21 protein-coding genes, 1 pseudogene and 1 CRISPR repeat array are annotated in these 26,451 nt (G+C 56.6%); of the genes and pseudogenes, 6 read left to right on the top strand and 16 right to left on the bottom strand.

From position 1 onward, the window contains the following. Nucleotides 1-19 precede the first annotated feature (19 nt). From DWY95_RS03155 to DWY95_RS03140, 4 genes are all read left to right on the top strand, one after another. A complete protein-coding gene (locus DWY95_RS03155) occupies nt 20-868 on the top strand; it encodes an aldo/keto reductase (RefSeq protein ID WP_118552282.1) in 849 nt (282 codons plus the stop codon). 16 nt (nt 869-884) lie between these two features. Beyond that, complete coding sequence (locus DWY95_RS03150; RefSeq protein WP_118552280.1) at nt 885-1,313, top strand: PPC domain-containing DNA-binding protein; 429 nt, start codon at nt 885-887, stop codon at nt 1,311-1,313. Nucleotides 1,314-1,529: 216 nt separating this feature from the next. Next, the gene (locus DWY95_RS03145; protein WP_118552278.1) at nt 1,530-2,447 is read left to right on the top strand and encodes a dihydrodipicolinate synthase family protein; all 918 of its coding nucleotides are present in this window, start codon (nt 1,530-1,532) and stop codon (nt 2,445-2,447) included. Between the two features lie 98 nt (nt 2,448-2,545). Further along, nucleotides 2,546-3,790, top strand: a complete 1,245-nt coding sequence (locus tag DWY95_RS03140; RefSeq protein ID WP_118552276.1) for a glycerate kinase — start codon at nt 2,546-2,548, stop codon at nt 3,788-3,790. Between the two features lie 533 nt (nt 3,791-4,323). On the opposite strand, the gene DWY95_RS03135 is transcribed toward DWY95_RS03140, so the two are convergent. From DWY95_RS03135 to DWY95_RS03095, 9 genes and pseudogenes are all read right to left on the bottom strand, one after another. Next, nucleotides 4,324-4,731, bottom strand: a complete 408-nt coding sequence (locus DWY95_RS03135; protein WP_005936609.1) for a PTS sugar transporter subunit IIA — start codon at nt 4,729-4,731, stop codon at nt 4,324-4,326. Then, nucleotides 4,725-6,116 (bottom strand): MATE family efflux transporter, encoded by a 1,392-nt coding sequence (locus DWY95_RS03130; protein WP_118552274.1) that lies wholly within the window; start codon nt 6,114-6,116, stop codon nt 4,725-4,727. Before DWY95_RS03130 ends, DWY95_RS03135 begins: the two co-directional genes overlap by 7 nt. 74 nt (nt 6,117-6,190) lie before the next feature. Then, nucleotides 6,191-6,994: a ChbG/HpnK family deacetylase gene (locus DWY95_RS03125; RefSeq protein WP_118552272.1), complete on the bottom strand. Its 804-nt coding sequence runs from the start codon at nt 6,992-6,994 to the stop codon at nt 6,191-6,193. Between the two features lie 14 nt (nt 6,995-7,008). Then, nucleotides 7,009-7,785, bottom strand: a complete 777-nt coding sequence (locus DWY95_RS03120; RefSeq protein ID WP_118552270.1) for a ChbG/HpnK family deacetylase — start codon at nt 7,783-7,785, stop codon at nt 7,009-7,011. Nucleotides 7,786-7,859: 74 nt separating this feature from the next. Beyond that, nucleotides 7,860-8,684 (bottom strand): PTS system mannose/fructose/sorbose family transporter subunit IID, encoded by an 825-nt coding sequence (locus DWY95_RS03115; RefSeq protein WP_118552268.1) that lies wholly within the window; start codon nt 8,682-8,684, stop codon nt 7,860-7,862. After that, nucleotides 8,677-9,450 (bottom strand): PTS sugar transporter subunit IIC, encoded by a 774-nt coding sequence (locus DWY95_RS03110; protein WP_118552266.1) that lies wholly within the window; start codon nt 9,448-9,450, stop codon nt 8,677-8,679. Before DWY95_RS03110 ends, DWY95_RS03115 begins: the two co-directional genes overlap by 8 nt. Nucleotides 9,451-9,468: 18 nt before the next feature. Further along, complete coding sequence (locus DWY95_RS03105; protein WP_118552263.1) at nt 9,469-9,969, bottom strand: PTS sugar transporter subunit IIB; 501 nt, start codon at nt 9,967-9,969, stop codon at nt 9,469-9,471. A 253-nt stretch (nt 9,970-10,222) separates the two neighbouring features. Beyond that, complete coding sequence (locus tag DWY95_RS03100; RefSeq protein ID WP_158577510.1) at nt 10,223-12,160, bottom strand: helix-turn-helix domain-containing protein; 1,938 nt, start codon at nt 12,158-12,160, stop codon at nt 10,223-10,225. A gap of 354 nt (nt 12,161-12,514) precedes the next feature. Further along, nucleotides 12,515-12,730 (bottom strand): annotated as a pseudogene (locus DWY95_RS03095) (SDR family oxidoreductase); the annotation flags it as partial. Between the two features lie 31 nt (nt 12,731-12,761). Here DWY95_RS03095 and DWY95_RS03090 point away from each other — a divergent pair. Then, nucleotides 12,762-14,015: a recombinase family protein gene (locus tag DWY95_RS03090; protein WP_243082548.1), complete on the top strand. Its 1,254-nt coding sequence runs from the start codon at nt 12,762-12,764 to the stop codon at nt 14,013-14,015. 329 nt (nt 14,016-14,344) lie between these two features. Then, nucleotides 14,345-14,738: direct repeats of the CRISPR family, unit length 28 nt; unit sequence GGATCACCCCCGCGTATGCGGGGAAAAG. 129 nt (nt 14,739-14,867) lie between these two features. On the opposite strand, the gene cas6e is transcribed toward DWY95_RS03090, so the two are convergent. The 7 genes from cas6e to ppdK all read right to left on the bottom strand — a co-directional run bounded on the left by cas6e (nt 14,868) and on the right by ppdK (nt 25,200). Continuing rightward, nucleotides 14,868-15,500, bottom strand: a complete 633-nt coding sequence (gene cas6e / locus DWY95_RS03085) for a type I-E CRISPR-associated protein Cas6/Cse3/CasE (RefSeq protein ID WP_118552259.1) — start codon at nt 15,498-15,500, stop codon at nt 14,868-14,870. A gap of 16 nt (nt 15,501-15,516) precedes the next feature. Continuing rightward, nucleotides 15,517-16,179, bottom strand: a complete 663-nt coding sequence (cas5e, locus tag DWY95_RS03080; protein ID WP_118552257.1) for a type I-E CRISPR-associated protein Cas5/CasD — start codon at nt 16,177-16,179, stop codon at nt 15,517-15,519. Continuing rightward, nucleotides 16,179-17,237, bottom strand: coding sequence for a type I-E CRISPR-associated protein Cas7/Cse4/CasC (gene cas7e / locus DWY95_RS03075; protein ID WP_118552255.1), 1,059 nt, complete (start codon nt 17,235-17,237; stop codon nt 16,179-16,181). The genes cas5e and cas7e overlap by 1 nt, the downstream gene beginning before the upstream one ends. Continuing rightward, on the bottom strand, nt 17,234-17,854 hold the full coding sequence (gene casB, locus DWY95_RS03070; RefSeq protein WP_118552253.1) for a type I-E CRISPR-associated protein Cse2/CasB: 621 nt from the start codon (nt 17,852-17,854) through the stop codon (nt 17,234-17,236). Before casB ends, cas7e begins: the two co-directional genes overlap by 4 nt. A gap of 12 nt (nt 17,855-17,866) precedes the next feature. Continuing rightward, complete coding sequence (gene casA / locus DWY95_RS03065; RefSeq protein WP_118552251.1) at nt 17,867-19,480, bottom strand: type I-E CRISPR-associated protein Cse1/CasA; 1,614 nt, start codon at nt 19,478-19,480, stop codon at nt 17,867-17,869. Further along, a complete protein-coding gene (gene cas3 / locus DWY95_RS03060) occupies nt 19,473-22,169 on the bottom strand; it encodes a CRISPR-associated helicase Cas3' (protein ID WP_243082546.1) in 2,697 nt (898 codons plus the stop codon). The genes casA and cas3 overlap by 8 nt, the downstream gene beginning before the upstream one ends. Nucleotides 22,170-22,533: 364 nt before the next feature. Beyond that, on the bottom strand, nt 22,534-25,200 hold the full coding sequence (gene ppdK, locus DWY95_RS03055; protein ID WP_118552249.1) for a pyruvate, phosphate dikinase: 2,667 nt from the start codon (nt 25,198-25,200) through the stop codon (nt 22,534-22,536). A gap of 374 nt (nt 25,201-25,574) precedes the next feature. Between ppdK and DWY95_RS03050 the strand changes: the two genes are divergently transcribed. Next, nucleotides 25,575-26,330 carry a DapH/DapD/GlmU-related protein gene (locus DWY95_RS03050; protein WP_118552247.1) on the top strand — a complete coding sequence of 252 codons (756 nt, stop codon included), beginning with the start codon at nt 25,575-25,577 and terminating at the stop codon, nt 26,328-26,330. The last annotated feature ends 121 nt before the right edge of the window (nt 26,331-26,451 follow it).

The following is a 26,451-nucleotide window of genomic DNA, read 5'->3' as shown; positions in this document are numbered from 1 at the left end:
GAACAGGAGGTTCGATGCAATGATTTTTACGACGCAAAGCGGCCAGTCGGTCGGCCCCATCGGTCAGGGAACATGGTATCTGGGGGAGGACCCTAGTCTGTTCCCGGAAGAATACAAGGCGCTGCGCACCGGTGTGGAGGCGGGGATGAACCTGATCGATACCGCCGAAATGTACGGTGACGGCGCAGCCGAGGAGCTGGTCGGCTTCTCCATTCAGGGAATGGACCGCAGCAAGCTCTTCCTTGTCAGCAAGGTGTACCCGTTCAATGCGGGGCAGCGGCATATCTTCACCAGTTGTGAGGACTCGCTGCGCCGGATGAAGACGGATTATCTGGATCTGTATCTGCTGCACTGGCGCGGCAGCATCCCCCTGCGGGAGACCGTCGAATGCATGGAAGAGCTGAAAGCGAAAGGCCGCATCCGGGAATGGGGCGTTTCCAATCTGGACACGGCCGATATGCAGGAGCTGTTCGCTCAGCCGGACGGCACGCACTGTGCCGCCGAGCAGGTCCTTTATAATGTGAGCAGCCGGGGCATCGAGTACGATCTGCTGCCCCTGATGCAGCAGCATCAGATCCCGGTCATGGCCTACTGCCCGCTGGCGCAGGCCGGGCAGCTGCGCCGGGGCCTGATGCGTCACCCCACCCTGCAGGCCCTTGCCGGGCAGCACCATGCCACCGTGCCGCAGATCATGCTGGCCTTCCTGCTGGCCCGTCCGGGGGTGATTCCCATCCCCCGCACCGGCCGTGCCGAGCACACGCTGCAGAACGCCCGCGCCGCAGAGATCCGTCTGTCCGCCGAAGAGCTTGCCCTGCTGGACAAGGCCTTTGCTCCGCCGCAGCGGAAGGTCCGTCTCGAAATCGTCTGATACAGGAGGTTTTATTATGGAGTATCGCAAATTCGGTTCCACTTACATTCTGCGCATCGACCGCGGCGAGGAGATCCTTGCCTCCATCACCACCCTGTGCAACGCCGAAAAGATCCGGCTGGGCAGCGTCAGCGGCATCGGTGCCGTCGGCGAGGTGACCCTCGGCGTCTTCAACCGGGAAAAGTTTGCTTACGAGTCCACCACCTATACCGGCGACTACGAGATCGCATCCTGCTCCGGCACCATCACCACCAAGGAGGGGGAGACGTACCTCCACATCCATATGGCGGTCGGAAATGCCGTGAAGGACGAGTGCCACGGCGGACACCTGAACCGCGCCGTTGTCAGCCTGACCGGTGAGTTCGTCATCCAGCAGCTGGACGGCACCGTCGAGCGGGAGTATTCCCCGGAAGTCGGGCTGAATCTGTTCAAGTTTTCGGAATGACCCGGCGAACGAATCGTTTCAGACATTTCAAACCAAAGATTTCATTTTTTGAAATTTTTATCTTTCTTCCAGATTCGCCCCGGTTGTTTTGGCTGAATGTCCATTGCAACTCGTTCCGATGCCCGGTAGAATAAAACTGATAAGACCCTCTTTTTTCTGAAACCCGTCAGCCGCGGGGTCGGCTGATAAAAATATGACCAAACAGGAGTGAATATTATGTACAAGCCTTACGGTATCATCCCTCCCATCATCACCCCCTTCGACGAGGAAGGAAAGGTGAACTATGATTCCCTTGCCAAAATGTCGGTCTATCTGGTCGAGAACGGCGTGCACGGCCTGTTCCCGTTCGGCACCACCGGCGAGTTCTATGCCGTCAGCGACGAAGAATACGTCAAGGCGCTGGAGACGGTCCGCGACGCAGTGAAGGGAATGACCAACTGCTACGGCAAGCCGATCCAGTTGATGGCCGGCTGCAGCCACATCACCACCCGCGGCGTCATCCGGCTGATCCATCTGGTGGAGCAGGTGGGCGGCTATGATGCCGTCAGCGTGCTGACCCCCATGTTCGTCAGCCAGACGCAGGATGAGCTGTACCAGTACTACAAGACCATCGCCGAAAGCACGAAGATGCCCGTGCTCATGTACAACAATAAGCCCAAGACCAACGTGACCATTGCCCCCGCAACCGTAGCACGTCTGGCAAAGGACTGCCCCAACATCATCGGTGTCAAGGATTCCACCGGCGATATGACCAACTGCGAGGAGTATCTTCGCCTGACCGCAGATCAGCGCGACCACTTCAACGTCATGATGGGCCGCGATACCATGATCCACGCCGCCCTTGCCTATGGCTGCTCCGGCGCTGTGGCAAGCTGCGCCAACGTGGCCCCCCGCGTGGTGGCCGATATCTACGACAAGTATGTGGCCGGTGATCTGGCCGGTTCTCTGGAAGCACAGTACCGGCTGGCTCCCCTGCGCATTGCCACCAATATGGGCACCTTCCCCGAAGTCATCAAGGAGAGCCTGAACCTTCTGGGCATCCCGGTGGGCAAGTGTCTGGACCCCATCCAAGAGCTGAAGCCTGAGGAAAAGGAAAAGCTGCGTCAGGTCCTTGTGGACATGAAGCTGATCTGATATCCTGAGACTGTATCCGGGCGGCGTACGGCGAAAAAGGTCGTCTGCCGCCTTTTGTTGTTTGTCTGGCCCGGAGCCGGGCCTGTAAAGGAGCCGCTATGAATACAACCCTGCGAAAAGATGCCGACCAGATCATCGCTGCAAGCCTGAAGGCCGTTCTGCCGGACGAGGCCGTTTTCCGCGCCCTGAAGAGCTTCCGCCCCGGAACGGGCCGGACCCTTCTGGTGGCTGCCGGAAAAGCTGCATGGCAGATGGCAAATGCCGCCGTAAAGGCACTGGGCCGGGTGGATGACGGTGTCGTCGTTACAAAATACGGTCACGTCAAAGGGGAGATCCCCGGCGTGACGTGCTATGAAGCCGGACATCCCGTCCCGGATGAAAACAGCTTTTCCGCCACCCGGAAGGCGGTGGAACTGGTACAGGGACTGACGGCAGAGGACCGGGTCCTGTTCCTGCTGTCGGGCGGAGGCAGCGCGCTGTTTGAGCTGCCGCTGGTGCCCGGCCCGGAGCTGCAGGACATCACCGGCCAACTGCTGGCCTGCGGCGCAGACATCGTGGAAATGAATACCCTGCGCAAGCGGCTGTCCGGCGTCAAGGGCGGCCGGTTCGCGCAGCTCTGTGCCCCGGCTCAGGTGTTCAGCATCGTCCTGAGCGATATTCTGGGCGACCCGCTGGATATGATCGCCAGCGGCCCGGCCGTTCCGGATACTTCCACCTGTGCCGAGGCGCTGGCCATCGCCGAAAAATATCAGCTGAAACTTTCGGCGGAAGCCCGGCATCTGCTGACGCAGGAGACCCCCAAAACGCTGGATAACGTGACCACACAGATCACCGGCAGCGTCCGGGAACTGTGCGCCGCCGCAGAGACCGAATGCCGCGCGTTGGGCTACGAGCCGATGATCCTGACCGACCAGCTCTGCTGCGAGGCACGGGAAGCCGGAAGCTTTCTGGCCAGCATCCTGCGGACCTACGCAGGCAGCAAGAAGCCGCTGGCCTTCCTTGCCGGAGGAGAGACGGTGGTCCACCTGACCGGCAAGGGTCTGGGCGGACGGAATCAGGAACTTGCGCTGGCTGCCGCCCCCGGCATTGCCGGGCTGGACGCCTGTGTCTTTTCCGTGGGCAGTGACGGCACCGACGGCCCCACGGATGCGGCCGGCGGTTATGTGGACGGTGCTTCCGCTGCTGCCCTGAAGGAGAAAGGGCTGGACGTGTTCGAGGTCCTGCAGAACAACGATGCCTACCATGCGCTTCAGGCGATCGATGCCCTTATCGTCACCGGCCCCACCGGCACCAACGTCAATGACGTCGCCGTGGCGCTGCTTATCCCGTCGGAGGTGCGCTGAGTCCCGGCAGGGGGCTTGTCATGCCGGGGCGTCTTCTGAGCGGTACGGGGGCCTGCGCCCTGTATCCGTTCCGTGAATAAATAACCAAGGCTCACCGCCAGATGGACGGTGAGCCTTTTTTGGGTGCGCTTCTTTGCTTGGCCTAGGATATTCAGCCGAAACGGAAGGTTTATTCCGTTTTGCGGCATCAAAACAAGACGCAAAAACTCCCGCCAGCTTCCGGTTGCGGAAGCTGGCGGGAGTTGATCGTTTATTGGTGCTTTCTCAAGCCCTCACGCAATTACTTGCGGGGGTTCTTGATCGCAGCCTGAGTGGGTGCCAAAATCGCAGAGCGTTGGGAATCATTCTTCTCCCTCCGGGTGCTGCTCAACGCTTCCTTTTGAACTGAGCATCATCGGCTTGCGATGTCTTTTTACTTCTTCTATGGGAGCAGGAGGCCGCGAGCTTGAGTCTCGCCACTCTGACCGCAAGAAAAGCCACGATGAAACGTCACAATATGAACATTTGTCGTGGCTTTTCCTACTGCTTTTTCCTTAGAAGAAGGATTCATCCTCTGTCTCATTGGTTTCCAGATTTACCCTGCGCAGATAGCTGCGGCTTTCCTCCAGAATCTCCTCCAGTCGCTCATCGGACAATTCTTCCTCACACAAGACGTTCATCATGAATGTCATGTTGACGCCGCTGACCAGACGCGTGTTCGGCTTCTGGAGATATGGATACATTGACTGATTGACGCTGCCTCCATACAGATCGCTGCAAAGCAGGACTTGATCCTCAGCAGAAACGGTTTTGTAGAAATCATCCAGATGCTCCTGCACGGTATCGTTGTCTACATAGGCATCAAAAACCGTCAGATTTTGTTGCGCTCCCAGAAGGATCTCGCAGGAACTCCTGATGCCGCTGGCAAAGCGGCCATGAGAGGACAGAAAAATCTTTAACATGAATCGGCATTCCTTTCTTCCGTACTGTCGGAGACGATCCGAAAGCATTTTTTACTTTTGAAACGGAACAGACACACAAAAACCTTGATGATCCAGTCCAGTTTCATGCAGACATATACGACAAATGCCGGCAACTTCAAGACAACACCGGTGAGCCATCCAAGTGGAATGGAAATCAGCCAAAGAAATGTGGCATCAATCATCATGCAGAACCGTGTGTCTCCACCGCCCCGCAGGATACCCTTTGTCAGCACGGACTGCAGTGCCTGAAATACAATGATAAAGCTGATCGCGTCCAGGAGCTGCATGGCAATGTCATGTGTTTCAACGGAAAGGTTGTAGGCATTGACCACAAACGGCCCGATGATCATTAAAATGAGGCTGGTTCCCAGGCTAAACAACACGGTCAAGATGATCATGGTTGTGCTTTCCCGGTAAGCCTTGTCCAATTTGCCGCTTCCCACATTGTTTCCGGTGATCACGGCCGCGGCCTGTCCGATGCCTTGTGTCATGACTGTGCAAAGGCGCTGGATCATGGCAACGATGGAATTGGCCGCTACAAACGATGTTCCGATGTGGCCGATGATGACCGAGACCATGCTGTTGCCGATACCCAGAAGCATGTCAGAGCACAGAACCGGAATGCAGTATTTGCAGTATGTACCCAGCAGATCTCCGACCGGCATCCAAAGATCCCTGATGCGGAAGCGCAACTGCTTTTCCTGGAAGAAGAAGTGTCCGCCGATCACGATCAGCTCAAACAGACGGGCAAGAACGGTTCCGATTGCGGCACCGGCAATCTGCATCTGTGGCACACCAAAGTGACCAAAAATAAAGACCCAGTTAAAAAAGATGTTGACGAAGAAACTGCCAATCGATGTGTAGAGCGGGATCTTTACATCATGAATAGACCGCAGAATCAAGGTCAGGGTCATTGTGATGGCCATCATTACAAAAGAAGCTGTGCTGTACCGGAGATAAATTGCACCCTTTTCGATCACAGCAGTGTCGGCTGTATAGATCCGGAGAAGCTCCTCCGGGAAAAACAACGAGATCACCATGCAGACGACGGCCACAGAGAGAATTACACGCAGCATGATCGCAACCGTCTTTTTCACATTGTTGTAGTCGCCTTTGCCATAAAACTGCGCACTGAGAACGGATGCACCGCCACCGACGCCCATACAGGCGATCTGGAACAGGTTGATAAAATCATTTGCCAGCGAAGAACCGGAAAGCTGTATCTCACCAAAGCTGCCCAGCATCACAGTGTCCATAATGTTCACGCCCACCGTGATCATATTCTGGATGATCACAGGAAGTGCAAGCATCAGCATCAGCCTGTAAAAGCCTGGTTCCTTTACCAATAGTGTCTTTTTTTCCATTTTGTCATCATATGCTCCATTTTTTCCAGTGGCGCATATCCCTTTATGCGTTTTAAGCGCAGATGCGCGGTGGTTTATTTCGCGTGCTCTGCCAGATACTGATCAAAGCTGATCAGCTCAATGCCGTTTGCCTTGACCCATTCCTTGATCTTCGGCGAGCAGAGCGCTTCGAGTTCTCTGCCGCGGATGACGGAAAAAGTCGACATATTTTGCAATTCACCATCGCAGTAACCGCAGTGGGTTGCAAGCATCGCATACGGTGCATTGAAGTCGAACTCACAGCCGCCAGAAAGAATATGCCCGATGACATCCGTTGCACCCTGTTCAGCCAGACCGTAAGATGGCTTGCGGTCATTCGGGTCGACCTTCATGTTTTTATAGTACCAGCGTGTGCCGACCGGCAGATCCTTCAGACCAAAGCAGTTCAGCAGTACGCCATATTCCTCTGCAATATCCACCATGGCCTGCTCGACTTCCGGTGTGGAAAGCGAATGCCCTGCAAAGTAGCACGGCTTGCGGCCCACAATTTCGATGAAATTTTCGACCTGCTGTTTCATTTCACAGTAGATCTGGTCGTAAGGAATCTCATACAGATTTTCCAGTTTGCGGCGGGTCGAAGAAATAAAAATGCCGTTTTCATCCACCAGTGCAGGGATGTCCTTCGGGTCGCTGGCGGGCAGCCCGGACACAAGATTCAGGTCCTGACCAACCGAAACATGCGGATACTTTTTCAACTCGTTCACCGCATAGCGGGCCTGTGCAGCATTGTTTGTCATCAGGCCCACATCGGTCAGAATCCCGCAGCGGGCTGCGCGCAGGCAGCCGTCGGTGATGCTGTCGGTCATGGCATAATCGGCGCCTCGTACAATCAGTTTCATCTGTTTCTCCTTTCTTATTTCAGGTCACGGTATGTGATCAGCTCAACGTTGTTGCGGAGGATCCAGTTCTTCACAAAGTCCGAGGTGAATACTTCGTGATCTTTGCAGCGGATGACCGAATAGGTTGTGTAACGGAACAGATCTGCATCCACAAAGCCGACATGACCGCCCAAAAGGACGTATTCGTGCCCCATTGCCTCATCCAGATGTTCCCGGACATACGCCAGTGCATCGGTTTCCAGCTGCTTTTCCACCGTGAAAGGCTTGGTATTGTAACCGTTGGCAGCCCAGTACATATTCACCTTTTTGTGGCAGTCTGCGCTGTACGGAACGCCGCTTTCTTCCGACAGGGTCCGGATCGCCCGGATATAGGCCGGGCTGCTGCGGCTGATGGAGTGTCCGTGCAGATATTCCGGCGGCTGCCCTGCAAGACGGACAAAGTGCTTCAGCTGTGCCCGCAGTTCGGTCAGCACCTGTTCGTAGGGCCACAACTCTTCCTTACCAAAGCGCGGATCTGCCATTTTGACGGTGGAACGGATAAAATGTCCGTCCTGATCCACCAGGTCCGGGAGCAGTTCCGGGTCAGAGACCGGATCTCCGGAGACAATATTGAAGTCGATGCCAAAGCACACCTGCGGATAATCTTGGATAAAGGATGCGGCGTGCTCGCTTTCCGGCATATTTACAAACAACCCGGTATTCCGGACGACACCGTTTTCAATTGCATCCAGAATGCCACAGGTCACACCACGGGTAAATCCGTAGTCGTCCGATTGCGTCAGCAGTTTCATTTCGACCTCTCCCTTCTCAACATAAAAACCAGGGAAGGAAGGTGCTTTGCGAGCCTTCCTTCCCCGTCACAATTTTACAGAATACCAACCAGCGAGAGCAAAATGCATCCACCCATAATGATGAAGATCAGTTTGACTGGGGTCAGGCCCTTCTGCAGAGCCTTATAGCTACCCCACCAGAGAACAAGGCTGAGCAGACCAGGCATCACATTGTCCAGAATGCCCTGAATGTTGATTTCTGCGCCGTTGACCACCGGTGCCAGAGCAATGTTGATCTTGATATTGGAAGCAATCAGAACACCGACCATCATGGCACCCAGAATGCCGGCAACTTCCATCAGCATAGAAATAATGCCGGATTCCGAAGCCTGATCGATCAAAGAGGTGCCGGTGCGGTAACCGGTCATGAACAGCACATACTTGAGTGCAAGAAGACCGAAGCCGAACATTGCTACAAACAGCAGTGGTCCAAGAAGATTGCCGTCGGCTGCAATTCCGATGGCGATGCCGGCTACGATAACACGGACACAGTTGAAGAAGAACGAGTCACCAATACCGGCCAGGGGGCCCATCAGGGATGCAATGACACTGGTGATCGTGCCGGGTTCCACGTTGCCCTTTTCTGCGCGTTCCTTTTCCATTGCACAGGCAATGCCTGCCAACAGACCATACATGGTCTGGTTTGTGTTGATGTACTCTGAAGCGTGGCGGGTAAGCGCTTCTTTTTTGGCTTCGTCATCCTGATAATATTTTTCAATAACCGGTGCCGTGGACAGCACCATGGCACGTCCCTGACCAACCACATTGCTGGTGGTGCGCATGCAGGACAGAGAGCCCCAATAGCATTTGTTCAGGATCTTTTTTTCTTCCGGCGAAATCGTATTCTGCTTATTAGGCATAGAAATCGTCACCTCCAACCGTATTTTCAACCTGCTTCAGAGCACGAGAACGATCAAAGACCATGTAGGCACAGACAAAGCCGAGGATTGCCACGGAGAGCACCGGCATTGCCAGATATTTGGTCAGAACAAAGCCAACCAGAACGAACGGTACGGTGTACTTCGAGAAAATGGCCTGGGTCGTCAGCGCCAGGCCGACGACCACCAGCATGCCGCCGGATGCCGACAGACCATTCATCAGCCAGGCGGGGATCGCATCGAATGTGGTCGTGATCACGGTGGATCCGAAGTAGCAGCACAGGAAGATGACGGCAGTATCCAGCAGGTGCTGGAGCACGATGGCCTGGAACCAGACCAGACGGTTGTACTTTTTGACATCGCCCTGCTTGGCGGCGTTCATCAGGGGCACTTCCATCAGGTTGCCAACCATTGTGGTGACCGGCATCAGGCCAAGGCACAGAGCACCGATCGGAACTGCGATTGCAATGCCCTCCTCCATGGAGATCCCGGACAGGATCGCGAGGCCCACGCCAACTGCCGTACCCGAACGATAATCGGCTGCGAGAGAGCCGCCGATGCCGGAAATGCCCATATAAACAGCTTCCAGCGAGGCACCCATTATAACGCCGGTCTTCAGATCACCGCAGAGCAAACCGATCACTGTGCCCAGCACGATCGGGCGGGTCATGGTCTGCCATCCCAAAATGCCGTCAATCAGCCATGTGATCCAGTAAGCAAACGCTACAAGCAATGCAGGAACTAACATACTGTGTTTCCTCCTTTTTTATTTCCAATCAGCCTTTTCCGCTGCTGCAACAAAGGCCTTCAGGGACGTTTTTTCAGTCGAGGGCAGGCTTTGGACATAAGCGTCCGCAACACGTTCGCTGATCTCCTTCAATGCACCAAGATCGTCCCGATCCAACTGCACATACATAGAAACGCTTGCGGTATGTTCTGCCTTGCGGTTGTGGTAATTACCCAAGTTGACATTTTTCAGTCCCAGCGCCGAAACCAGTTTCAGCGCATCCTTGGGGTTGTCCGTCAGCAAAAAAATCTTCATGCGTTCTGCGCGCGGATCCTGCAGAAGTCCGATCACCTCGTCCACGCTGCGAACATGGGTCTTTTTGCCCGGCGGCGCTGCAATCAGCAGCATTTTCTTTTTGAGCGGGTTCTGGGCCGCTTCGTCGCTTGCACATACGATGGTGTCGATGTCCAATGCCTTTGACCAGCTGGTTGCAACCTGACCATGGATCAGACGTTCATCAATTCTGAGCAAAGCAATCATTGTGTGTCCTCCTTTTTTGATGTGGATCACTTTCCGGAAAAGTTTCTGAGTGTATTATAACAAGTCTGCCACAGACTTTCCTTGTCTGATTTTTTCGAGCACTTTACATAAAAAATTGCATCATTGTACAAATTTGACAAGCTCATATGCTTGCTTTTGACAAAGTGCACAAAAAACACCACACAGGATCCCACGCTCCCTCAGAGAGCGCAGGAATTCTATGCGGTGTTGTCGTTTTTTCAAAAGGGCAGCATCATTTGAGCAGCCGGTTGATCTGATTGTTCAGCGTTTCCGGGCAGGGGCAGCTGGTAAGCGTAGCCCAGAACAGCAGGTCCTGTATCAGCTCGTAGAGCAGCAAATTGATGATCCGGATGTTTTGGGCATTTACACGTCCGGAAAGCAGCAGATAACGGGAGACTCGCTTGTCACCGACCCGGAGCCGACTTTTCAATTTCCCGAACTGCAGCAGACTGTGTGGCGCCGTCTGTTGCGTGAGAAGCAGAACCAGACAGTCATTCACACAGATCGTTTTCTTCTGGATTTCTTCCACCGTGAAAGCAGCAACGGGAAAGGCACAGCTCTCTGCCAGAAGCTCTTCGGCCCACCCATCACTCAGCTTCAGCTCCTGGGTGCGGATATCTTCTTTTTTCAGGTCATTTCCAAACAGGTCCCGCAGCATCTGAAGATAGGCATTGATGTTGTTGAGATCGTTCCGGATCTCTGCATATGAAAAAAACAGCGGATCGTTGGACAGGCGTTCATCGCACAGGATCAGATCATACTTTTTCCGAGCCTCCGGGATGTTTTCCAGCATGTCAACATAGGTACAGCATTCCACCGAGCTGTAATACCGCGGGTTCAGCTTTGCAAGGAGAAGGTTCCGGATCATTTCGGGAGCATAAATGTCGGAACGGGCGGTGATCCCGATGCGGAGCCGCGGCGCAGCATAATCCATCCCCTGAATATAAAAGGCAATCAGTTCACACAGCGGAGCACAGCAGATTCCGGCCGCCTCGTTTCCATAGCGTTCCGCAAGGAGCTGCTGGATGTTCTGGTAGAGAAGCATCACCAGCGGATAGTCTGAGATCATCTGTGCCCGGCTTTCAGAGTGCCCTGCATGTTCGGACAGCAAACCCATCTGATGGTGAATGATCAGGCGGTAGAGCGTTGTCCGGAGAATGGAACTGTACAGGCCGGTGATGGAGAAGCCGTAACTTCGCAGCAGATAGCCATCCACCATGCGGTACAGGTCGTTGGCTTCCTCGGGAAAGGTTGCTTCCACAAAGGCGCAGAACTCCTCCGGTTCGTCATACATTTCAAACAACATCATGGCAACCGATAAAATCTCCTGTTCGGAAAATGCTTCCCCGCCAAAACAGGACCGGGTAATGTCCGCACTGATCTTCATCAGCCGTTCGGAGCTGCGGACATAGCCGATGATGGCCGGATGGATGTTTTCAAAACCGGAAAATATCCTTCCCTGCCGGATGCGCAGGTGCTGGAAGAAGATATAATACGTCAGCCGCCGGACCTGTGCCTGGGAATAATTGCAGCTATTATGCAGCAGCGCTTCATACACTTTCTCCCGAAGCACGGGGTAGTGCGGATTGCTGAGCCCTTCCGCGATCTCAGGATAATCTTCTTCCGGAATAACGTTCACGTCCAGCAGACTATAGATCGCCATCAGACAGCGCCGGATGTTCCATTCGTTGCCCATAGGGTACACTCCGTAATGGGGCGCGTTTTCCAGCCGGATGTTATAACTTTGCAAAAAGGTGCGGCAAAGTTTGATTGCATTGCGCAGATTGCTGCGGGAAAATCCCATTGTTTCTGACACAGCATCCAAATCCGTATGGTCATTGGCAAGAAGAATCTTTCTGGCAATATAAAGCCCTCTGACCAGTTCGCTCCGGTTTGTAAGGTTTCTGCGGTGGCGATTGTAGAAGGACCACATCCCCTTATAGTGCTGATGAAACTGTTTCTCATCGGTGACGGTCCAATGGATCCGGTTTTCTTCAAAATGATACTCGATCCCATAGAACTTTTGCAGTTCTTTCAGACGCTGCTGACAGATGCTGTACTCATAGCGGCTCATTCCAAAATGCCGGATAAAGTATTCCGGAGTTAGATCTGGCCGCAGGATGATATAACATGCCTTTTTGTAATCGTCAATCGAATAATCCTGAAACATATTGCGCATCCCCTTTTGCCCGAACACCGTAAAGATTCCCTGTGCCTGACACCCACTGAATTTCCGGTTCTGCTGTGTAGCTTGTCGGCAGTTGTCATAAGTGTACTACATCGTTTTGCACTTTACAAGAACTGCCCGGTGTGATTTTCTCAGATGCATGGATTCTGGAGCACTTACGCCGCCATGCTTTCAATAAAAAGTCAAGAAATATGAAATAACATTGGCTCGACAAATTATGAACAATCATCCGCGAAAGAAGCACTTGGGAAAAAGAAGGTCGACATACGACAAAAGCCGCCCGGAAGCGTCTGAGAACGTTTCCGGGCGGCTTTCTGTTTGTTTTAAAGGACGGAGTTACTTGGGCTGACGGCCGCTGTAAGCCAGGATGCCGCCATCGGCGTACAGGATCTGGCCGTTGACGAAGTCAGAAGCATAGCTGGCTAGGAACACGCAGGGGCCCACCATGTCCTCGGGGTCGCCCCAGCGGCCGGACGGGGTCTTAGCGCAGATGAAGGTGTCGAAGGGGTGACGGCTGCCGTCCGGCTGGGTCTCGCGCAGGGGAGCGGTCTGGAGCGCATGGCAAAGGTCGTTACTACCATTCATGACCTGGTGGGTGATTAAGGTCAACCGTACATACGTTATCAACGAGGAACAGGCTGCTACCATACGAATGGTTTTCACGCTCTATTCTCAGGGCTACGGGGAAAAGGCGATTGTCAATGAACTTTCCCGGCTGGGTCGTAAGGATGGGCACGGAAACGTCAGTTGGTCCTGTACAAAAATCAGCCGCATCCTTCGTAACGCAACGTATATGGGCTATGTCTGCTACAACAAGTCCAAGGTCAACAACTATCTTGAAAAGAAACGCATCAACAATCTGGACGAAACTTCCTTCGTCTATGTAAAAGGCAACTTTGAGCCGATCGTATCAGAAAGCCTTTGGCATGAATGTGAGCGCATCCGCAAGTCCCGTATTTCCAGCCTGCGCCTTCCTGATGGAGAAACAAGGCGTAAAGGAGCCAGAACTACCAAGAATCTGTGGGTGTCAAAACTTCGCTGCCGCTGCGGTTCTTCCTACCGCATTTTCAACTGGCGTAAACTGAAGGACGGAACGCCGGTCTTTGGCTACCAGTGCAATATGCGAACCGTCAACCCGACCCGTTCCTTCGTTCTGGAACACAACATGACCCAGCAGCTCAGTTGTGATGCCATCTCCATCCCGGAGTGGAAGCTGGAGCTGATGGCGAAGAAGATCTTTGAAAAGGTCTGGGGCAATCAGAACAAAGCCATCCTTCGAGCCTGTAAGATGATCGAAAGCTGCCAGAACGGAAAAGCCATCACACGAATGTCTGCTGCACCGATTCGGAGCCAGATTGAAAAAATCAAAAAGCGCAAGCTGAACTACGCTGCCATGTGTGCAGACGGCGAACTGCCACGAGAAGAATATCAAGCCCTTTGCAAACAGGCAGATGACGAGATTGCCTGCTTAGAGCAGGAGTTGAAAGCCCTCTCCCCTGCGCCCGAACCGCAGACGGTTTCTTCGGACATGAAAGCGATCTACGATTTTCTCTCTCAGAAGGTCGATGTACACGGTGCCTGTCTTGCGCCCGAATTGATTGAGCAGTTCGTTGAAGTCGTCACCCCTATTGCCGATTACTCCTACCGCTGGAAGCTGAACACCGGCTGCAAGAAGTCCAAAGAGGAGCGCACCGATCTGATGGCTGTATCGGAAAAGCCCATCCTCACCTTCACCATCGACTTTGAAACCGCCAAGCGTTACCGGGAAGCCAACAAGATGCCCCACCAGTTCCGCCGTGCAGCGTGGACCGACCTGACTGTGGAGGTGTATCTGTGATGCTTCTGGAAAGCAGCCCTGTGTTAAACGCAATTCATCTCATACATGAGCAAACAAATAAGGCTCACCGCCAAAACTGACGGTGAACCTTTTTTATGCTTGATTTTTAACGATAATTTGCTATAAACACTTATACTTTCGGGCTTTTATAGCAGTTTGCGTTTTTAATGCACAAGCAACATCCGCAAACTGCATATCGCAAAGATGCCGTTTTGATTGGCACTATTTTTGAAAATTGCGATAATAGCAGCCTGAGCGGGTTCCAAAATTACAGAGTTCTCCTTTCCAGAAACATCATTTCATTTTCAGTTTAGCCTGTGGCTCTTTTTTCGTAAGCCCCGCGTATGCGGGGAAAAGCATTAACACCATTGTTGATGTGTACGACTACTAGGATCACCCCCGCATATGCAGGGAAAAGTTTGAGAGCAAGTCCACCCTGTACCACTACCTGGGATCACCCCCGCGTATGCGGGGAAAAGTCCGTTTCAGCCTGTGCCAGTGCAGTTTGCTTGGGATCACCCCCGCGTATGCGGGGAAAAGACGACCAGCTTCACGAGGGTAGTAAGCAGTTCAGGATCACCCCCGCGTATGCGGGGAAAAACTGCAAATTTTCCACCTCGCTTGTGAATAATTAGGATCACCCCCGCATATGCGGGGAAAAGGTGTGGATGCTCTCAGCGGTTGCCTGAGCGCAGGGATCACCCCCGCGTATGCGGGGAAAAGTCTGTAACGGTGATCGCGCCGTCCTGTCGGCCAAGGGTGCAGTGTTCCAGATACAGAAACGTCATCCGGTCTTTCACCTGCGGCAGCGCCTGCAGGTCCGGCCGAATCATGCCCGGCATCTCGTCCATCTCAGTTTCCTCCGCGCATAATGGTCATCAGCCCAAGGCCATAGGCCTTGCCGCGCCCCATGCCCTGACACAGCAGTGCCCGAAACTGTTCTGCATCGGTCACCTGTAAAATGCCCTCATAGGTCACTGCCAGCAGGGTCACCGGCCGGGTGCCGTGCTTGGCAAAATGCTGCCACTGCACCCTGGTCACGGTAAATCCATCGTCCCGCAGAGCAAAGCCGTGCTTTGCAGCGCGCTCCAACAGCCACTGCTTCTGGTACTGTGTCGTGCAATGTGCGGCCACGGTTCCCCGCGCTGCGGGGTTTTTGGTGTCTTTGCAGCTTTTGGTGGGGTTTGCAGTCAGCCGGAACTGCCAGCAACTGCCCGGCTCCACCCGCTGCAAAAGCGGGTCGTAGCTGCGGGTCTCCGCAGCCGCTCCGGTGCCAAACTGCTCCACCACGCCGGATAGCTCCGGTGCATCCTCGCTGAGCAGCAGCAGATACAGCTGCTCTCCCAGACGATCCAACCGCCACATCCTGCGACGGCGTTCCCCTCCAAAAGCGCTTTCCACAGCACCATGCAATTTTTGCGGTGCCGCCAGCGCAGCCATGGTGCTGCGGCGAGTGGGATCGAGTTCTACCCGTGATAAATACATTCTCTCGCCCCCCTTTTTACAATTCCCGGAACGGGTCGTGCTCCGTAGTCTCCGGCCTGTCCGGCACTTTCTGCCAAAGCTCCCGTACCGAGCGGTAGCCGTACTGCCGGTGATGTGGGTCAAAGCTCACCGGCACATCCCGCTGCGGAGCTGTGCCAGGCTCCAGCGGGTCGGCGTCCAACAGGATCCGGCTCTGTCGTCCCGGACACAGAGGCGGTTCCGCTTGCAGCACCTCCTGCAAGCTGTCCGGGCGTACTCCCAGACAGAGCGGCAGAGTGGGCGGACAGGAGCGGCGGCCGAGATACAGCGGGAATGCCGGGTGCAGCAGCGCCTGCTGCAGCTGCTGCAAAAGGGCGGCATCCTCGCTTTCAATACCGGCCAGAAACACAGCGTCCTGCAAATAATGGCGGTAGGTCACATAAGAGGTCTTTTCATCCTGCGTCTTTGCCGTGTGGTAGTCCACCAGCAGCTGCCCTTCCCGCTCCACGCGGACGCCGAACCGCAGCCCGGTCAGCCGGGCCAGTGCTTCGCGCTCGTCACGCCGCAGCCCCAGAGCTGCCGCCAGCAGGCCGATCACGCCGCTCTTGGTGGGTTCCCGGTTGGTCTTGCGGGTCTCAAATTTAGAGTCCGCGCCCCACGCCTGCAAAGGCGCTGCCAGCCGAAGCAACAGCGTTGCCATTACCCCACCTCATTTCCGGCAAGCGCATCCCGGACAGCCTTTTCCAGTGCGTCCAGCATAGCCTTTGCCGTCTGCGCCGGAGCCAGAACCTCCAGTCCGCTGCCCACAGTAAAGCTTTGCGCCGGGGCCTCGGCAAAGCTGCTGTACATCTGCTGCGCATACTGCGCCAGTGCCGCCTTGGAAGGCGCGGCGTAACCCTGCGCACTGCGGGGCACGGCCTGCTCAAATGCGCCGCACAGGTTCACCGGCTGATCTTTCCGCAGGGTCACATATACCGCGTCCGGTAGAGTGCGGTTTGCAAAGGTGTTCTGCTTGCCGGTGGGCATGGAGAAGAGGAACGCCTCACCAAAGGCCCGCACCGTTTCCGCGGCCTGCGCTGCACCCAGCTGCCCGGCCAGCTCCATCACGTTCACCGTGGCATAGCGGTACAGGGTGGAGGAGTTGTACTCCACCGTGCCCAGATGGCCTGCACCGGCGTTGTCCTCTGCCTGACAGTCATCCACGGCAGTAAAGTAATCGTACTCGTTCTGCACAGCATGGGTGGAGATGCTGTGCGCCACCTGCGCAGCAGCGTCATAGTTCAGAGAAGGGTCATCTGCCACCATGCGGCCAAACAGCGCCATGTCCATCGAGGGGGCTGCTTTCAGAGCATCCCGATACTGCTTTTTATCCGCAGAGCCCTCCACAGCCAGTTCTGCCAATGCCTTTGCCTGTGCAGTGCTCATGAAGAACAGAGCCTTGGTGCCCTTGTCGTCGCTCTTGATGCCCGCATTCTCCAGCGCTTTCTTTGCCAGCTTGTCTGCATCCAGTTCCGGGGCCAGTGCAAGGATCTGCTCCTTCACCAGTTCTGCTGCCTTTTTGGTGCGCTTGCCCACATCCAGCTGAGCATTCTCCGCAAAGGCTGCGCGCATGGCGTGCTTCCATGCCTGCGAGGAAACTCTGGCGCGGAGCACACCGCCGTACACAGCCGTTTTGGGGCTGCCGGTATCGTCCCGGTTGATGCAGCTGGGCGGGACGGTCTGCAAAATGTGGAAATCAACATACAGGCGCTTATTCATAATCCGTTCTCCTTTTCTTTTTCTTCCGGTGCAGGCTTCGGGTCGCGGTACAGGTCCTGTCCCCACCGCAGACGGACATTGGCAGGGGTCTGCGCATACCGCGGGTCGGTGCATTGCAATTCATACAGATCTGCCGCAAGCTGCGGGTAGTCCAGCGGGATGCCGCCATCCTTTGCCGCGCTCAGCAGCTGGATCATGCCCCGCAGATGGTGGCTGATCTCGGTGATTTCTTCTGCGGTGGCCAGTGCATTGAAGCGCCGGAGCACACTGGCCTCGGTCCAGTCCTGTCCGGCACTGTTCCGCTCTGCCAGCTGCCGCACCGCACGCCCCAGCGTGTTGCCGGGGCAGTTCATGGGGCGGTCGTTCCCCTGCTGATGCACAGCATACAGGGTCAGGGCAAGGTAGACCGCCCACTCTGCCGCCGAGGGCGCACTGCGGCTCTGAAAGCTTTCCGGCATTTCCAGCAAAAAACTTCCCCACAGCTCCGGCAGCTCGCCGGGCGCATGGCCGATGCCGCGCCGCAGCTTTGCCAGTTCTGCCCGCCGCTGGTTGTCCGGCAGAGCCTGAAGCCTGTGCAGCTGCTGCGCCGTATACATTTTGACGTCCTGTGTTTTCATACAATTCCCCCTTTATGGTTCTGTTTTGGGATAGATCTCCCAAAGTCTTGCGCGGAAATGATGATAGGCCTTTGGCGAGGTATACAGGATGGTGCGCTCGGTCTTTTTGTCCTTATCCACCACAATGCGGTGTCCCTTCAGGGCGGCATTTCCGGCCTCCATCACCATCTGTTTTCCCAGTTTTTCCGCGATGCTGCGTGCCCGTGCCTGCCAGCGCAGCGCTGCCTCATCCGGGTCGTCCTGCTCCGGGTCGATCGCCTGCAGCCACTGCCGGAAAGGCTGGTCCACCGCAAAGTAGAATTGTGCACGAATCGCGCCGCCTGCGTTTTCATTCCGGTCGCCGGCGGCAATTGCCAGCTCCTGTGCAAAACGCCCGATCAGCGCCGCTGTCTGTTCACAGCGTTCGATTTCTCTGACGATCCGGCTCTGCCATGGGCGCCCTATCTCATCCAGAATCCCTGCCTGAAAGGTCAGGCTGTCGCTGAAAGAATCATTTACAAAGAAGTCCTTATCGCCATATTGGACACCGGAGATGCGGAAATGTACCTTTCTGCGGGGATCCAGAAGTTTCAATCTCTTTTCCTGCAACTTTTCGATCCAGCATACAACGCCCGGTCGATGCCCGCTGTCCTGACAAAAGACCGCCGGGAACTCCCGCCAGAATTGCTTGGCCGAGTCATGACGACAGGGCACAAACACCACCGGTTCATTTTTCTTGATTGGCATCATGCGCCAGATGGTCATCTGTTCGGCAAAGACGTTTTCTCTGGGGAAGAAATCTCCTCCCAGCAGACAGAACCCATCCACATTCTCCCCTGTCCTGTGCAGCAACAGCCTTCTGGATTGCAGGGTGAGCAGCTGTGCCGGGTTATCCGGACAGCAAATTTCTGTCCGTTTCGCGCTCTTTGGTGCTTCCAATTCCCAACAGGGCTTGCTTTCGCCCCAGCATTCCCGGCCGTCGCGCAGCAGCGTCAGGTTCAGCATCAGGGTCTCGTACAGATTATCGCCCTGTGCCTGAATAAAACCGATTTTGCCCAGCCACCCGGCTCCTACGGACGGAAGTCCCTTTCCTTTTGGCTTCGCGGAGGTATCATCATAGCCGTTCACGCATAGCAGCCACCGCGCCGCCTGTGGATAGCTCAGCTGCTCCTTGTTCTGCCCCGCATACAGCGGAAAGAGCCGGAGTTTATTGCCACTTTCCGACATTTCACCGTTGAGTTTGGCTGCGCCGTATTCCGTGCCGATCTTTGCCTGCGGCACCTGCCAGAAGGGGTGTGTCGGGTGGAACAGCCAGAAGCGATCCTTCCACTGCTCCAGATAGTCCCGGACAGGCTCTGCCGGGAAATGTCCCAGCTGCCACAGCTCGTTCCAGCGCTCCAGTGCATCATCGCTCTGCTCCAGCGGGCGGGGGCATCCCTTTGCATCCATCCGGGAAAACACGGTGAACAGCACCGCCAGCAGCAGCCGCAGCACGACGGCGTTCTGGCTGGGCATCTCACCCGCAAGGTCCACATAATCCTGCGCCGACACCAGCGCCTCGGTCAGGGACACTTCCCGCACTGTGTTGTCCCGCAACCGCACCCGTATCCACGGTTCGGTCAGCAGGTTGAATTCAATTTCATTCATCCGTCTCCTCCTTTTGGTAATACAGACCGTTTTCACGGTCATAACAAAGTTCCATGCCCGCAAGCCGGGCAGTCAGGCTTTCATCCAGCAGCAGGATCAGTTCTCCGTGCAGCAGCGGCGACAGCTGCCACGCCGCAAGGCAGCTGCGGTTGTCTGCTTCCAACTCCCGGATGACCCTGTCCATCTTCCACGCTTTGCCGAACACCGCCGGGAGCCGCAGCTTCTGCCGGGCGATCTTCAGTGCTGTTTCCGGCGGGGGCGGGCTGTCGGCAGCTACAGCAGTGCCGCTCTCCTGCCACGGCAGAAAGTGGATGCCGCCGTCTGCCCGGCGCTGCATTACCAGCACCTCTACCGATGGGTCGCCGTCCCGCACTGCTGCCCGCGCCGCCGGGTCCGAGCGGGCGCCCTCGTTCTGCATCCAGTCGTCCAGTGTATTCAGCTGCACCAGCCGGTGCGTTTCCGGCTGCGGTACAAGGTACGCCTCGGCGCGTGCTTTCTTTTTCTCCTGCGTCTTCTCATATACGCAGCGCATTTCCTCACCCTGCGCCTCGCCGGGAGCTTCCCGCTCCCAGCCGTAAACCCGCTGCACCAGCGGAGAGATTTCCTCCGGCAGCCGGATGCTCCGGGGTAGAAACTTCCGGGTACGCCAGAGCAGCCACTGTCCATATACTGCCTCGCTGCCCGCGTCAAAGGCATCCTCCCCGGTGTCCAGCACCGCGCAGCAGGCCTGCTGCAAAGGGGCGGGGCGGCTGCGGCGGTGGCGGTGCAGCCGTCCGATGCGCTGCAACAGCAGATCCATGGGGCAAAGCTCTGTAACAAGAACATCCAGATCAATATCCAGCGACTGCTCCATTACTTGTGTACCCACCACGATCAGGTCGTTCCGGCGCTCCGGTGAAGAGCCCTTGCCGATGCGTTCCATCAGCTGCTCTTCCCGCGCTGCGCGGTCCGGCATCAGGAACTGCGCATGGAACAGCTGCACCTCTTTGTCCGGCAGGCTTTCCCGCAGCAGCTGCGCGATCTTCTGCGCTCTTTTGACCGTATTTACGATCACCCCCGCGCAGCCGCCCTCTGCCAGTTTCCGGCGCAGCAGCGCGGGCAGCTCCGGCTCTGTGAGCGTAGTGATCTGCACCGTTCGACCGGGTGCATCCGATGGGATGGCCATCTGCTTTACCTCTGCGCCATTCGTCCATGTCAGCAGCGGATAGCCGCAGCTGGTTTTCCACGGGGCGTCCGGGGCAGCCTTTTTCTTCTGGTAGGCCTCGACCAGCTCTGTGCGCCGCCGGGCGGGCAGGGTGGCTGACAGCAGGATGACCGGCACCTTGTACCAGCCCAGCCATTCCAGTGCGCGGTCCAGATAGCAGTTCATGTAGGTATCGTAGGCATGGCACTCGTCAATAATGACTACCTTGCCCGCAAGCCCCAGATGCCGCAGCATAACGTGCTTCTGGGCAAGTGCTGCCAGCAGCAGCTGATCCACTGTACCAATCACAAAGTTTGCCAGCAGTGCCTGCTTGTTTCCCCGAAACCACTGGTGTACCTGCACCTGATGCTCTTCCTGCGCGTCCTCCTCCAATTGCACCCCGCGCCCCTGCAGCCGCAGATAGCTCTCGTTCAGTTCCGCCATGCCGTGCGCCAGCTTTATAGCCTGCGGCAGCGTCTCCTCAGACTGCGTGTCTGCCCAGCCAAGCAGCCGAGGAAAGATGCCGTTTGCCGTAGCCTGTGTGGGCAGCCCGAAAAAGACACCGCCCAGCCCGAACCGGTTGGCCATGATTTCCGCAGCGGCCAGCGCCGCCTCGGTTTTGCCCACGCCCATCTGTGCTTCCAGGATCAGGATGCCCGGTTCCGCTGCGGTATCCACAGCCTCCAGAACAGCCCTCTGCACCGCATTGGGCGCAAAGCCGAACCGCACCGCAAACTCCTGCGGGTCTGCAATGCCCGGCTGTGCCTCCCACGGGAAGGGCAGCGCCAGCTTTTTCCACGCCCTGTCCACCCGCGCCGGGTAATCCTTCATACTGCCCAACTCCTCTACCGGGATCAGGGGAAAGTATTCCGTATTGCTGGCAATCCAGTCTGCCATAATCAGAAGTCCGGTCAGAAGCACTTCCTCCTGCGGGTCCAGATTTTCCAGCTCCGCTGTGTCGTCAAAGCCGCAGTCCTGCAAAACAGTCATGAGCAGCTCTACCCAGAAACCCTGCCAGACCTTTTTCTGTCCCTTGGGGTAGTAGTTGCTCTCCCACCCCTCTAACTGATCATCGACCGCCGCGCAGCTCTGTGGCTTGCCGTGGTGTGCCCCCACAATGGAGGCGATCCCTCCGGGACAATCATCCCACAGCAGGATCGCCTCGCCCGCCCTGGCATGCGGCGACTCCCGGCGGTTCTGTTCAGGACAGTCCAGCGGCGTCAATGTTTCCAGCCGCTGCCGCGCCTCCGGCAGGGTGCGCAGGATATTTGCCTGAAAGGCTACCGTAGCCTTGCCTATATCGTGTATTCCGCCCAGAAACCGGGCATGCGCGCGCAACGCTTCCTCGCGCATGCCCATGGCCCGTTTTACGCTTTCCGGGAGCCACTGCCGGACCAGCCGCTCCATGATGCCCGCCGTATCCCACAGGTGCATCCAGAGCGGCAGCCACAGGCTGGTATTCTCCGGGTCCGTTTTACCAACCAAAAACCTTGTTTTATTCAACATCCATCGCATTTCTGTTCCTTTTCCGGTGTGTGTGCCTTCCATGTACCAAGCATAACAGATCATGTATCCCATAATCAGTACTTTTTGTATTTTATCTCCGCAAATGAAAAAACGGCGCACCGGGTCGTGCCTCATCAAAACGAAAGTGTCCTTGCAAGGTAGAGAAACCTGCTATTCATAGCCCGGTTCCATCTTCTGTTCCAAAGATACGCTTCTGCCCTTCTGCTGTCAACGGCTCTGCGCAAATTCATCAAAGCCACAAAAAACGATTTCTTTTTTGGTATAAAAAACCGCCCCGGCTTCCTGCTGTGGAAACCGGGGCGGTTCGTTTGCGTTATTTGTGTCGGTTCAGGCCCTCACGCAATTACTTGCGGGGGTTCTTGATGGCAGCCTGCGCAGCGGCCAGACGTGCGATCGGCACACGGAAGGGAGAGCAGCTGACGTAGTCGAGGCCAACGTTGTGGCAGAACTCGACGCTCGTGGGGTCGCCGCCGTGCTCGCCGCAGATGCCCAGGCCCAGGTCGGGGCGGGTCTCGCGGCCGTCGTGTGCAGCCATCTTGACCAGCTTGCCGACGCCGATCTGATCCAGGTGCTGGAACGGATCGCTCTCGTAGATCTTGTTCTCGTAGTAAGCACCCAGGAACTTGGCAGCGTCATCACGGCTGAAGCCGAAGGTCATCTGGGTCAGGTCGTTGGTGCCGAAGCTGAAGAACTCAGCTTCCTTGGCAATCTCGCCTGCGGTCAGAGCAGCGCGCGGAATCTCGATCATGGTACCGACCTGGTACTTCATGTCAACACCAGCAGCAGCGATCAGCTCGTCTGCGACCTTGACGACGACGTCCTTGACGAACTTCAGCTCCTTGACCTCGCCGACCAGCGGGATCATGATGTGCGGGGTGATCACGAAACCGGTCTCAGCCGAGACGTTCAGAGCTGCCTTGATGACAGCGCGGGTCTGCATGGCTGCGATCTCCGGGTAGGTGACAGCCAGACGGCAGCCACGGTGGCCCATCATGGGGTTGAACTCGTGCAGGGAAGCAACGACGTTCTTCAGGTCATCGAAGGTCATGCCCATATCGGCGGCCAGCTCCTTGATGTCCTCGTCCTTGCTGGGCAGGAACTCGTGCAGAGGCGGGTCCAGATAACGGATGGTCATCGGGCGCTCACCCATGATGCGGTACATCGCCTCGAAGTCGCCCTGCTGGAACGGCTCGACCTTGGCCAGAGCGGCTTCGCGCTCTTCCACGGTACGTGCGCAGATCATCTCACGGACGGCCTTGATGCGGTCTTCTGCGAAGAACATGTGCTCGGTACGGCACAGGCCGATGCCCTCAGCACCCAGGTCAACGGCCTGCTGTGCGTCACGGGGGTTATCCGCATTGGTCATGACCAGCAGCTGACGTGCAGCGTCTGCCCAGCCCATGAAGCGGTTGAAGTTCTTGTTGCCGGTAGCGGCGACGGTCGCGACCTGCTCGCCGTAGATGTTGCCGGTGGAGCCGTCGATGGAGATCCAGTCGCCCTCGACGAACTTGTGGCCGTTGATCTCGAAGGTCTTTGCCTCTTCATCGATCTTCACGTCGTTGTCATTGCCGCAGCCGGAGACGCAGCAGGTGCCCATGCCGCGGGCAACAACAGCTGCGTGGCTGGTCATGCCGCCGCGGACCGTCAGGATGCCCTGAGAGACCTGCATACCGACGATGTCTTCGGGAGAGGTCTCCAGACGGACCAGAACGACCTTCTTCATCTCGCCGGACTTAACCTTCTCCTCTGCCTCTTCCGCAGTGAAGACGATCTGGCCGCAGGCGGAACCGGGAGAAGCTGCCAGGCCCTTGCCGACGACCTCAGCTGCCTTCAGAGCAGCGGCGTCGAACTGGGGATGCAGCAGGGTATCCAGCTGCTTGGGCTCCACGCGCAGGACAGCCTCCTGCTCGGTGATCATGCCCTCGTCCACCAGGTCGCATGCGATCTGCAGAGCAGCCTGCGCGGTGCGCTTGCCGTTGCGGGTCTGCAGCATGTACAGGTGGCCGTCCTCGATGGTGAACTCCATATCCTGCATGTCGCGGAAGTAGTTCTCCAGACGGGTCGCGATCTCAACGAACTGATCGTACACCTCAGGCATCTGATCCTTCAGGTGGCTGATGGGAGAAGGAGTGCGCACGCCTGCGACGACGTCCTCGCCCTGTGCATTGATCAGGTACTCGCCCATCAGCTTCTTCGCGCCGGTGGCGGGGTCACGGGTGAATGCGACGCCGGTGCCGGAACGGTCGCCGGAGTTACCGAATGCCATCTGCTGCACGTTGACCGCAGTGCCCCACTCGTAGGGGATCTCGTTCATCTTGCGGTACACGTTTGCACGGGGGTTGTCCCAGCTGCGGAAGACAGCCTTGACAGCCTCGATCAACTGATCGCGGGGATCCTGGGGGAACGGCTTGCCCTCGTTCTCCTCATAGATCTTCTTGAAGATGCCGACCAGTTCCTTCAGGTCGTCTGCCGTCAGGTCCACGTCGTTCTTGACGCCCTTGGCTTCCTTCATCTTATCGATCTCGACTTCGAACAGGCTCTTCGGGACCATCATGACGACGTCTGCGAACATCTGCACGAAGCGGCGGTAGCAGTCGTATGCAAAGCGGGCGTTGTTGGTCTTCTTGGCCAGACCCTCAACAGCCTCATCGTTCAGGCCCAGGTTCAGGATGGTGTCCATCATGCCGGGCATGGACTGACGTGCACCGGAGCGGACGGAGACCAGCAGGGGGTTGGTGTTGTCGCCAAAGGTCTTGCCGGTGATCTTCTCCAGGCCCTTGACGTGCTCGAAGATGTCAGCGGTGATCTCGTCGTTGATCTGGCGGCCGTCGGCGTAGTACTGGGTGCAGGCCTCGGTGGTGATGGTGAAGCCCTGCGGCACCGGCATACCGGCTGCGGTCATCTCAGCCAGGCCGGCACCCTTGCCGCCCAGCGTGTTCTTCATGGTGACTTTGTCGCCACCGAAGGCGTCGTTGCCCTCGCTGAAGTAGTACAGATACTTTTTGCTCATGCGTTGTTTACCTCCCAATCGTGGCCCCCGGTCCAGATGTCCCGGCGGTCTCATCGTTTGCTCACAATTACTGATACGATGAACATTGTCATGTGAATGCTCAATTATTATACCAGAAAATCACTTCCTTGCCACCATGCAAAACACCGAATTTGTTTGATAATTTTTGTGCAATCCCTTGCATTTTACTGAGTTTTTGAGTAATATAGAATGGGAAAGATTTCGAGAGGTTTTTGTTATATGGAGCCATTTTTCCGCCTGTTGGATACATCTTTCTATCCAATGAGCTTTGTTGCGGACAGCCCTCCGGGGATCTGCCGCAATTTCTCCTCTCCCCCAATCAATTTCGATCCAGTTCCAAGGAGGGATCATTCATGGAATCCAGTTCCAATCCTGCACGTGAGGCCGCCCGCGCCAGGCTGGCCGCCGCTGAGGCAAAGCGGGAGGATATCCTGCTGTACCACATCGCCAACGGCGTGAACATCGAGAGCCGCACTGTAGAGATCGACGAGGGCGTCGTCATCGCGCCTGGTGCCACCATCCTGTCCGGCACCATCCTGCGCGGCAAGACCGTCATCGGCGCGGGCTGTGTCATCGGCCCGAACAGCCTCATCGAAGACAGCACCGTGGACGAAGGCACCACCGTCAACGCCAGCCAGGTCTACGGCTCCCATCTGGGCCCCCACAACAACATCGGCCCCTTCACCCATGTGCGGGTGAACACCGTCACCGACTACGGCGTCCATCTGGGCGCCTATGTGGAGACCAAGAACTCCAGCTTCGCCCGCGGCAACACGGTCAGCCACCTGACCTACATCGGCGACAGCGATGTGGGCAAGTACTGCAACTTCGGCTGCGGCACCGTCACCTGCAACTACGACGGCAAGGACAAGTTCCGCACCACGATCGGTGACTACTGCTTCATCGGCTGCAACACCAACCTTGTGGCTCCGGTCAAGGTCGGCGACGGTGCCTACACCGCCGCAGGCAGCACCATCACCAAGGATGTGCCCGCGCAGGCCCTCGGCATCGCGCGTGACCGCCAGACCAACCTCGAAGGCTGGGCCGCCCCCAAGATGGAAGCCTACATCGCCAAAAAGAAGAAGCTGGAGGATGAGCAGGGCAAGTAAGCCCCTGCTCACCTTCATCGGGCTGCGAAGAACTCCCCCAGGCACGGCATTGCCGTGCCAGCCCCCTCGGAGAGGGGGCCAAAACCTCCCTCCCAGAGGGAGGTGGCATCGCGCAGGCGAT

Source organism: Faecalibacterium sp. AF28-13AC (genome assembly GCF_003478405.1).
GTDB classification, from domain to species: domain Bacteria; phylum Bacillota; class Clostridia; order Oscillospirales; family Ruminococcaceae; genus Faecalibacterium; species Faecalibacterium prausnitzii_E.
The sequence above is the reverse complement of the archived record's forward strand: the minus strand, read 5'-3'. Positions and strand labels throughout refer to the sequence as shown.

Coding starts and splice junctions, on each gene's coding strand:
- DWY95_RS03105 (WP_118552263.1), bottom strand. CDS start 9,969: ATGATTGCTTTGCTCAGAATTGATGAACGTCTGATCCATGGTCAGGTT.
- DWY95_RS03050 (WP_118552247.1), top strand. CDS start 25,575: ATGGAATCCAGTTCCAATCCTGCACGTGAGGCCGCCCGCGCCAGGCTG.
- DWY95_RS03120 (WP_118552270.1), bottom strand. CDS start 7,785: ATGAAACTGCTGACGCAATCGGACGACTACGGATTTACCCGTGGTGTG.
- casA (WP_118552251.1), bottom strand. CDS start 19,480: ATGAATGAAATTGAATTCAACCTGCTGACCGAACCGTGGATACGGGTG.
- DWY95_RS03115 (WP_118552268.1), bottom strand. CDS start 8,684: ATGCCTAATAAGCAGAATACGATTTCGCCGGAAGAAAAAAAGATCCTG.
- DWY95_RS03130 (WP_118552274.1), bottom strand. CDS start 6,116: ATGGAAAAAAAGACACTATTGGTAAAGGAACCAGGCTTTTACAGGCTG.
- cas3 (WP_243082546.1), bottom strand. CDS start 22,169: ATGTTGAATAAAACAAGGTTTTTGGTTGGTAAAACGGACCCGGAGAAT.
- cas5e (WP_118552257.1), bottom strand. CDS start 16,179: ATGGCAACGCTGTTGCTTCGGCTGGCAGCGCCTTTGCAGGCGTGGGGC.
- casB (WP_118552253.1), bottom strand. CDS start 17,854: ATGAAAACACAGGACGTCAAAATGTATACGGCGCAGCAGCTGCACAGG.
- DWY95_RS03100 (WP_158577510.1), bottom strand. CDS start 12,160: ATGTTTCAGGATTATTCGATTGACGATTACAAAAAGGCATGTTATATC.
- cas7e (WP_118552255.1), bottom strand. CDS start 17,237: ATGAATAAGCGCCTGTATGTTGATTTCCACATTTTGCAGACCGTCCCG.
- DWY95_RS03110 (WP_118552266.1), bottom strand. CDS start 9,450: ATGTTAGTTCCTGCATTGCTTGTAGCGTTTGCTTACTGGATCACATGG.
- DWY95_RS03150 (WP_118552280.1), top strand. CDS start 885: ATGGAGTATCGCAAATTCGGTTCCACTTACATTCTGCGCATCGACCGC.
- DWY95_RS03140 (WP_118552276.1), top strand. CDS start 2,546: ATGAATACAACCCTGCGAAAAGATGCCGACCAGATCATCGCTGCAAGC.
- DWY95_RS03145 (WP_118552278.1), top strand. CDS start 1,530: ATGTACAAGCCTTACGGTATCATCCCTCCCATCATCACCCCCTTCGAC.
- ppdK (WP_118552249.1), bottom strand. CDS start 25,200: ATGAGCAAAAAGTATCTGTACTACTTCAGCGAGGGCAACGACGCCTTC.
- DWY95_RS03125 (WP_118552272.1), bottom strand. CDS start 6,994: ATGAAACTGATTGTACGAGGCGCCGATTATGCCATGACCGACAGCATC.
- DWY95_RS03090 (WP_243082548.1), top strand. CDS start 12,762: ATGACCTGGTGGGTGATTAAGGTCAACCGTACATACGTTATCAACGAG.
- DWY95_RS03155 (WP_118552282.1), top strand. CDS start 20: ATGATTTTTACGACGCAAAGCGGCCAGTCGGTCGGCCCCATCGGTCAG.
- DWY95_RS03135 (WP_005936609.1), bottom strand. CDS start 4,731: ATGTTAAAGATTTTTCTGTCCTCTCATGGCCGCTTTGCCAGCGGCATC.
- cas6e (WP_118552259.1), bottom strand. CDS start 15,500: ATGTATTTATCACGGGTAGAACTCGATCCCACTCGCCGCAGCACCATG.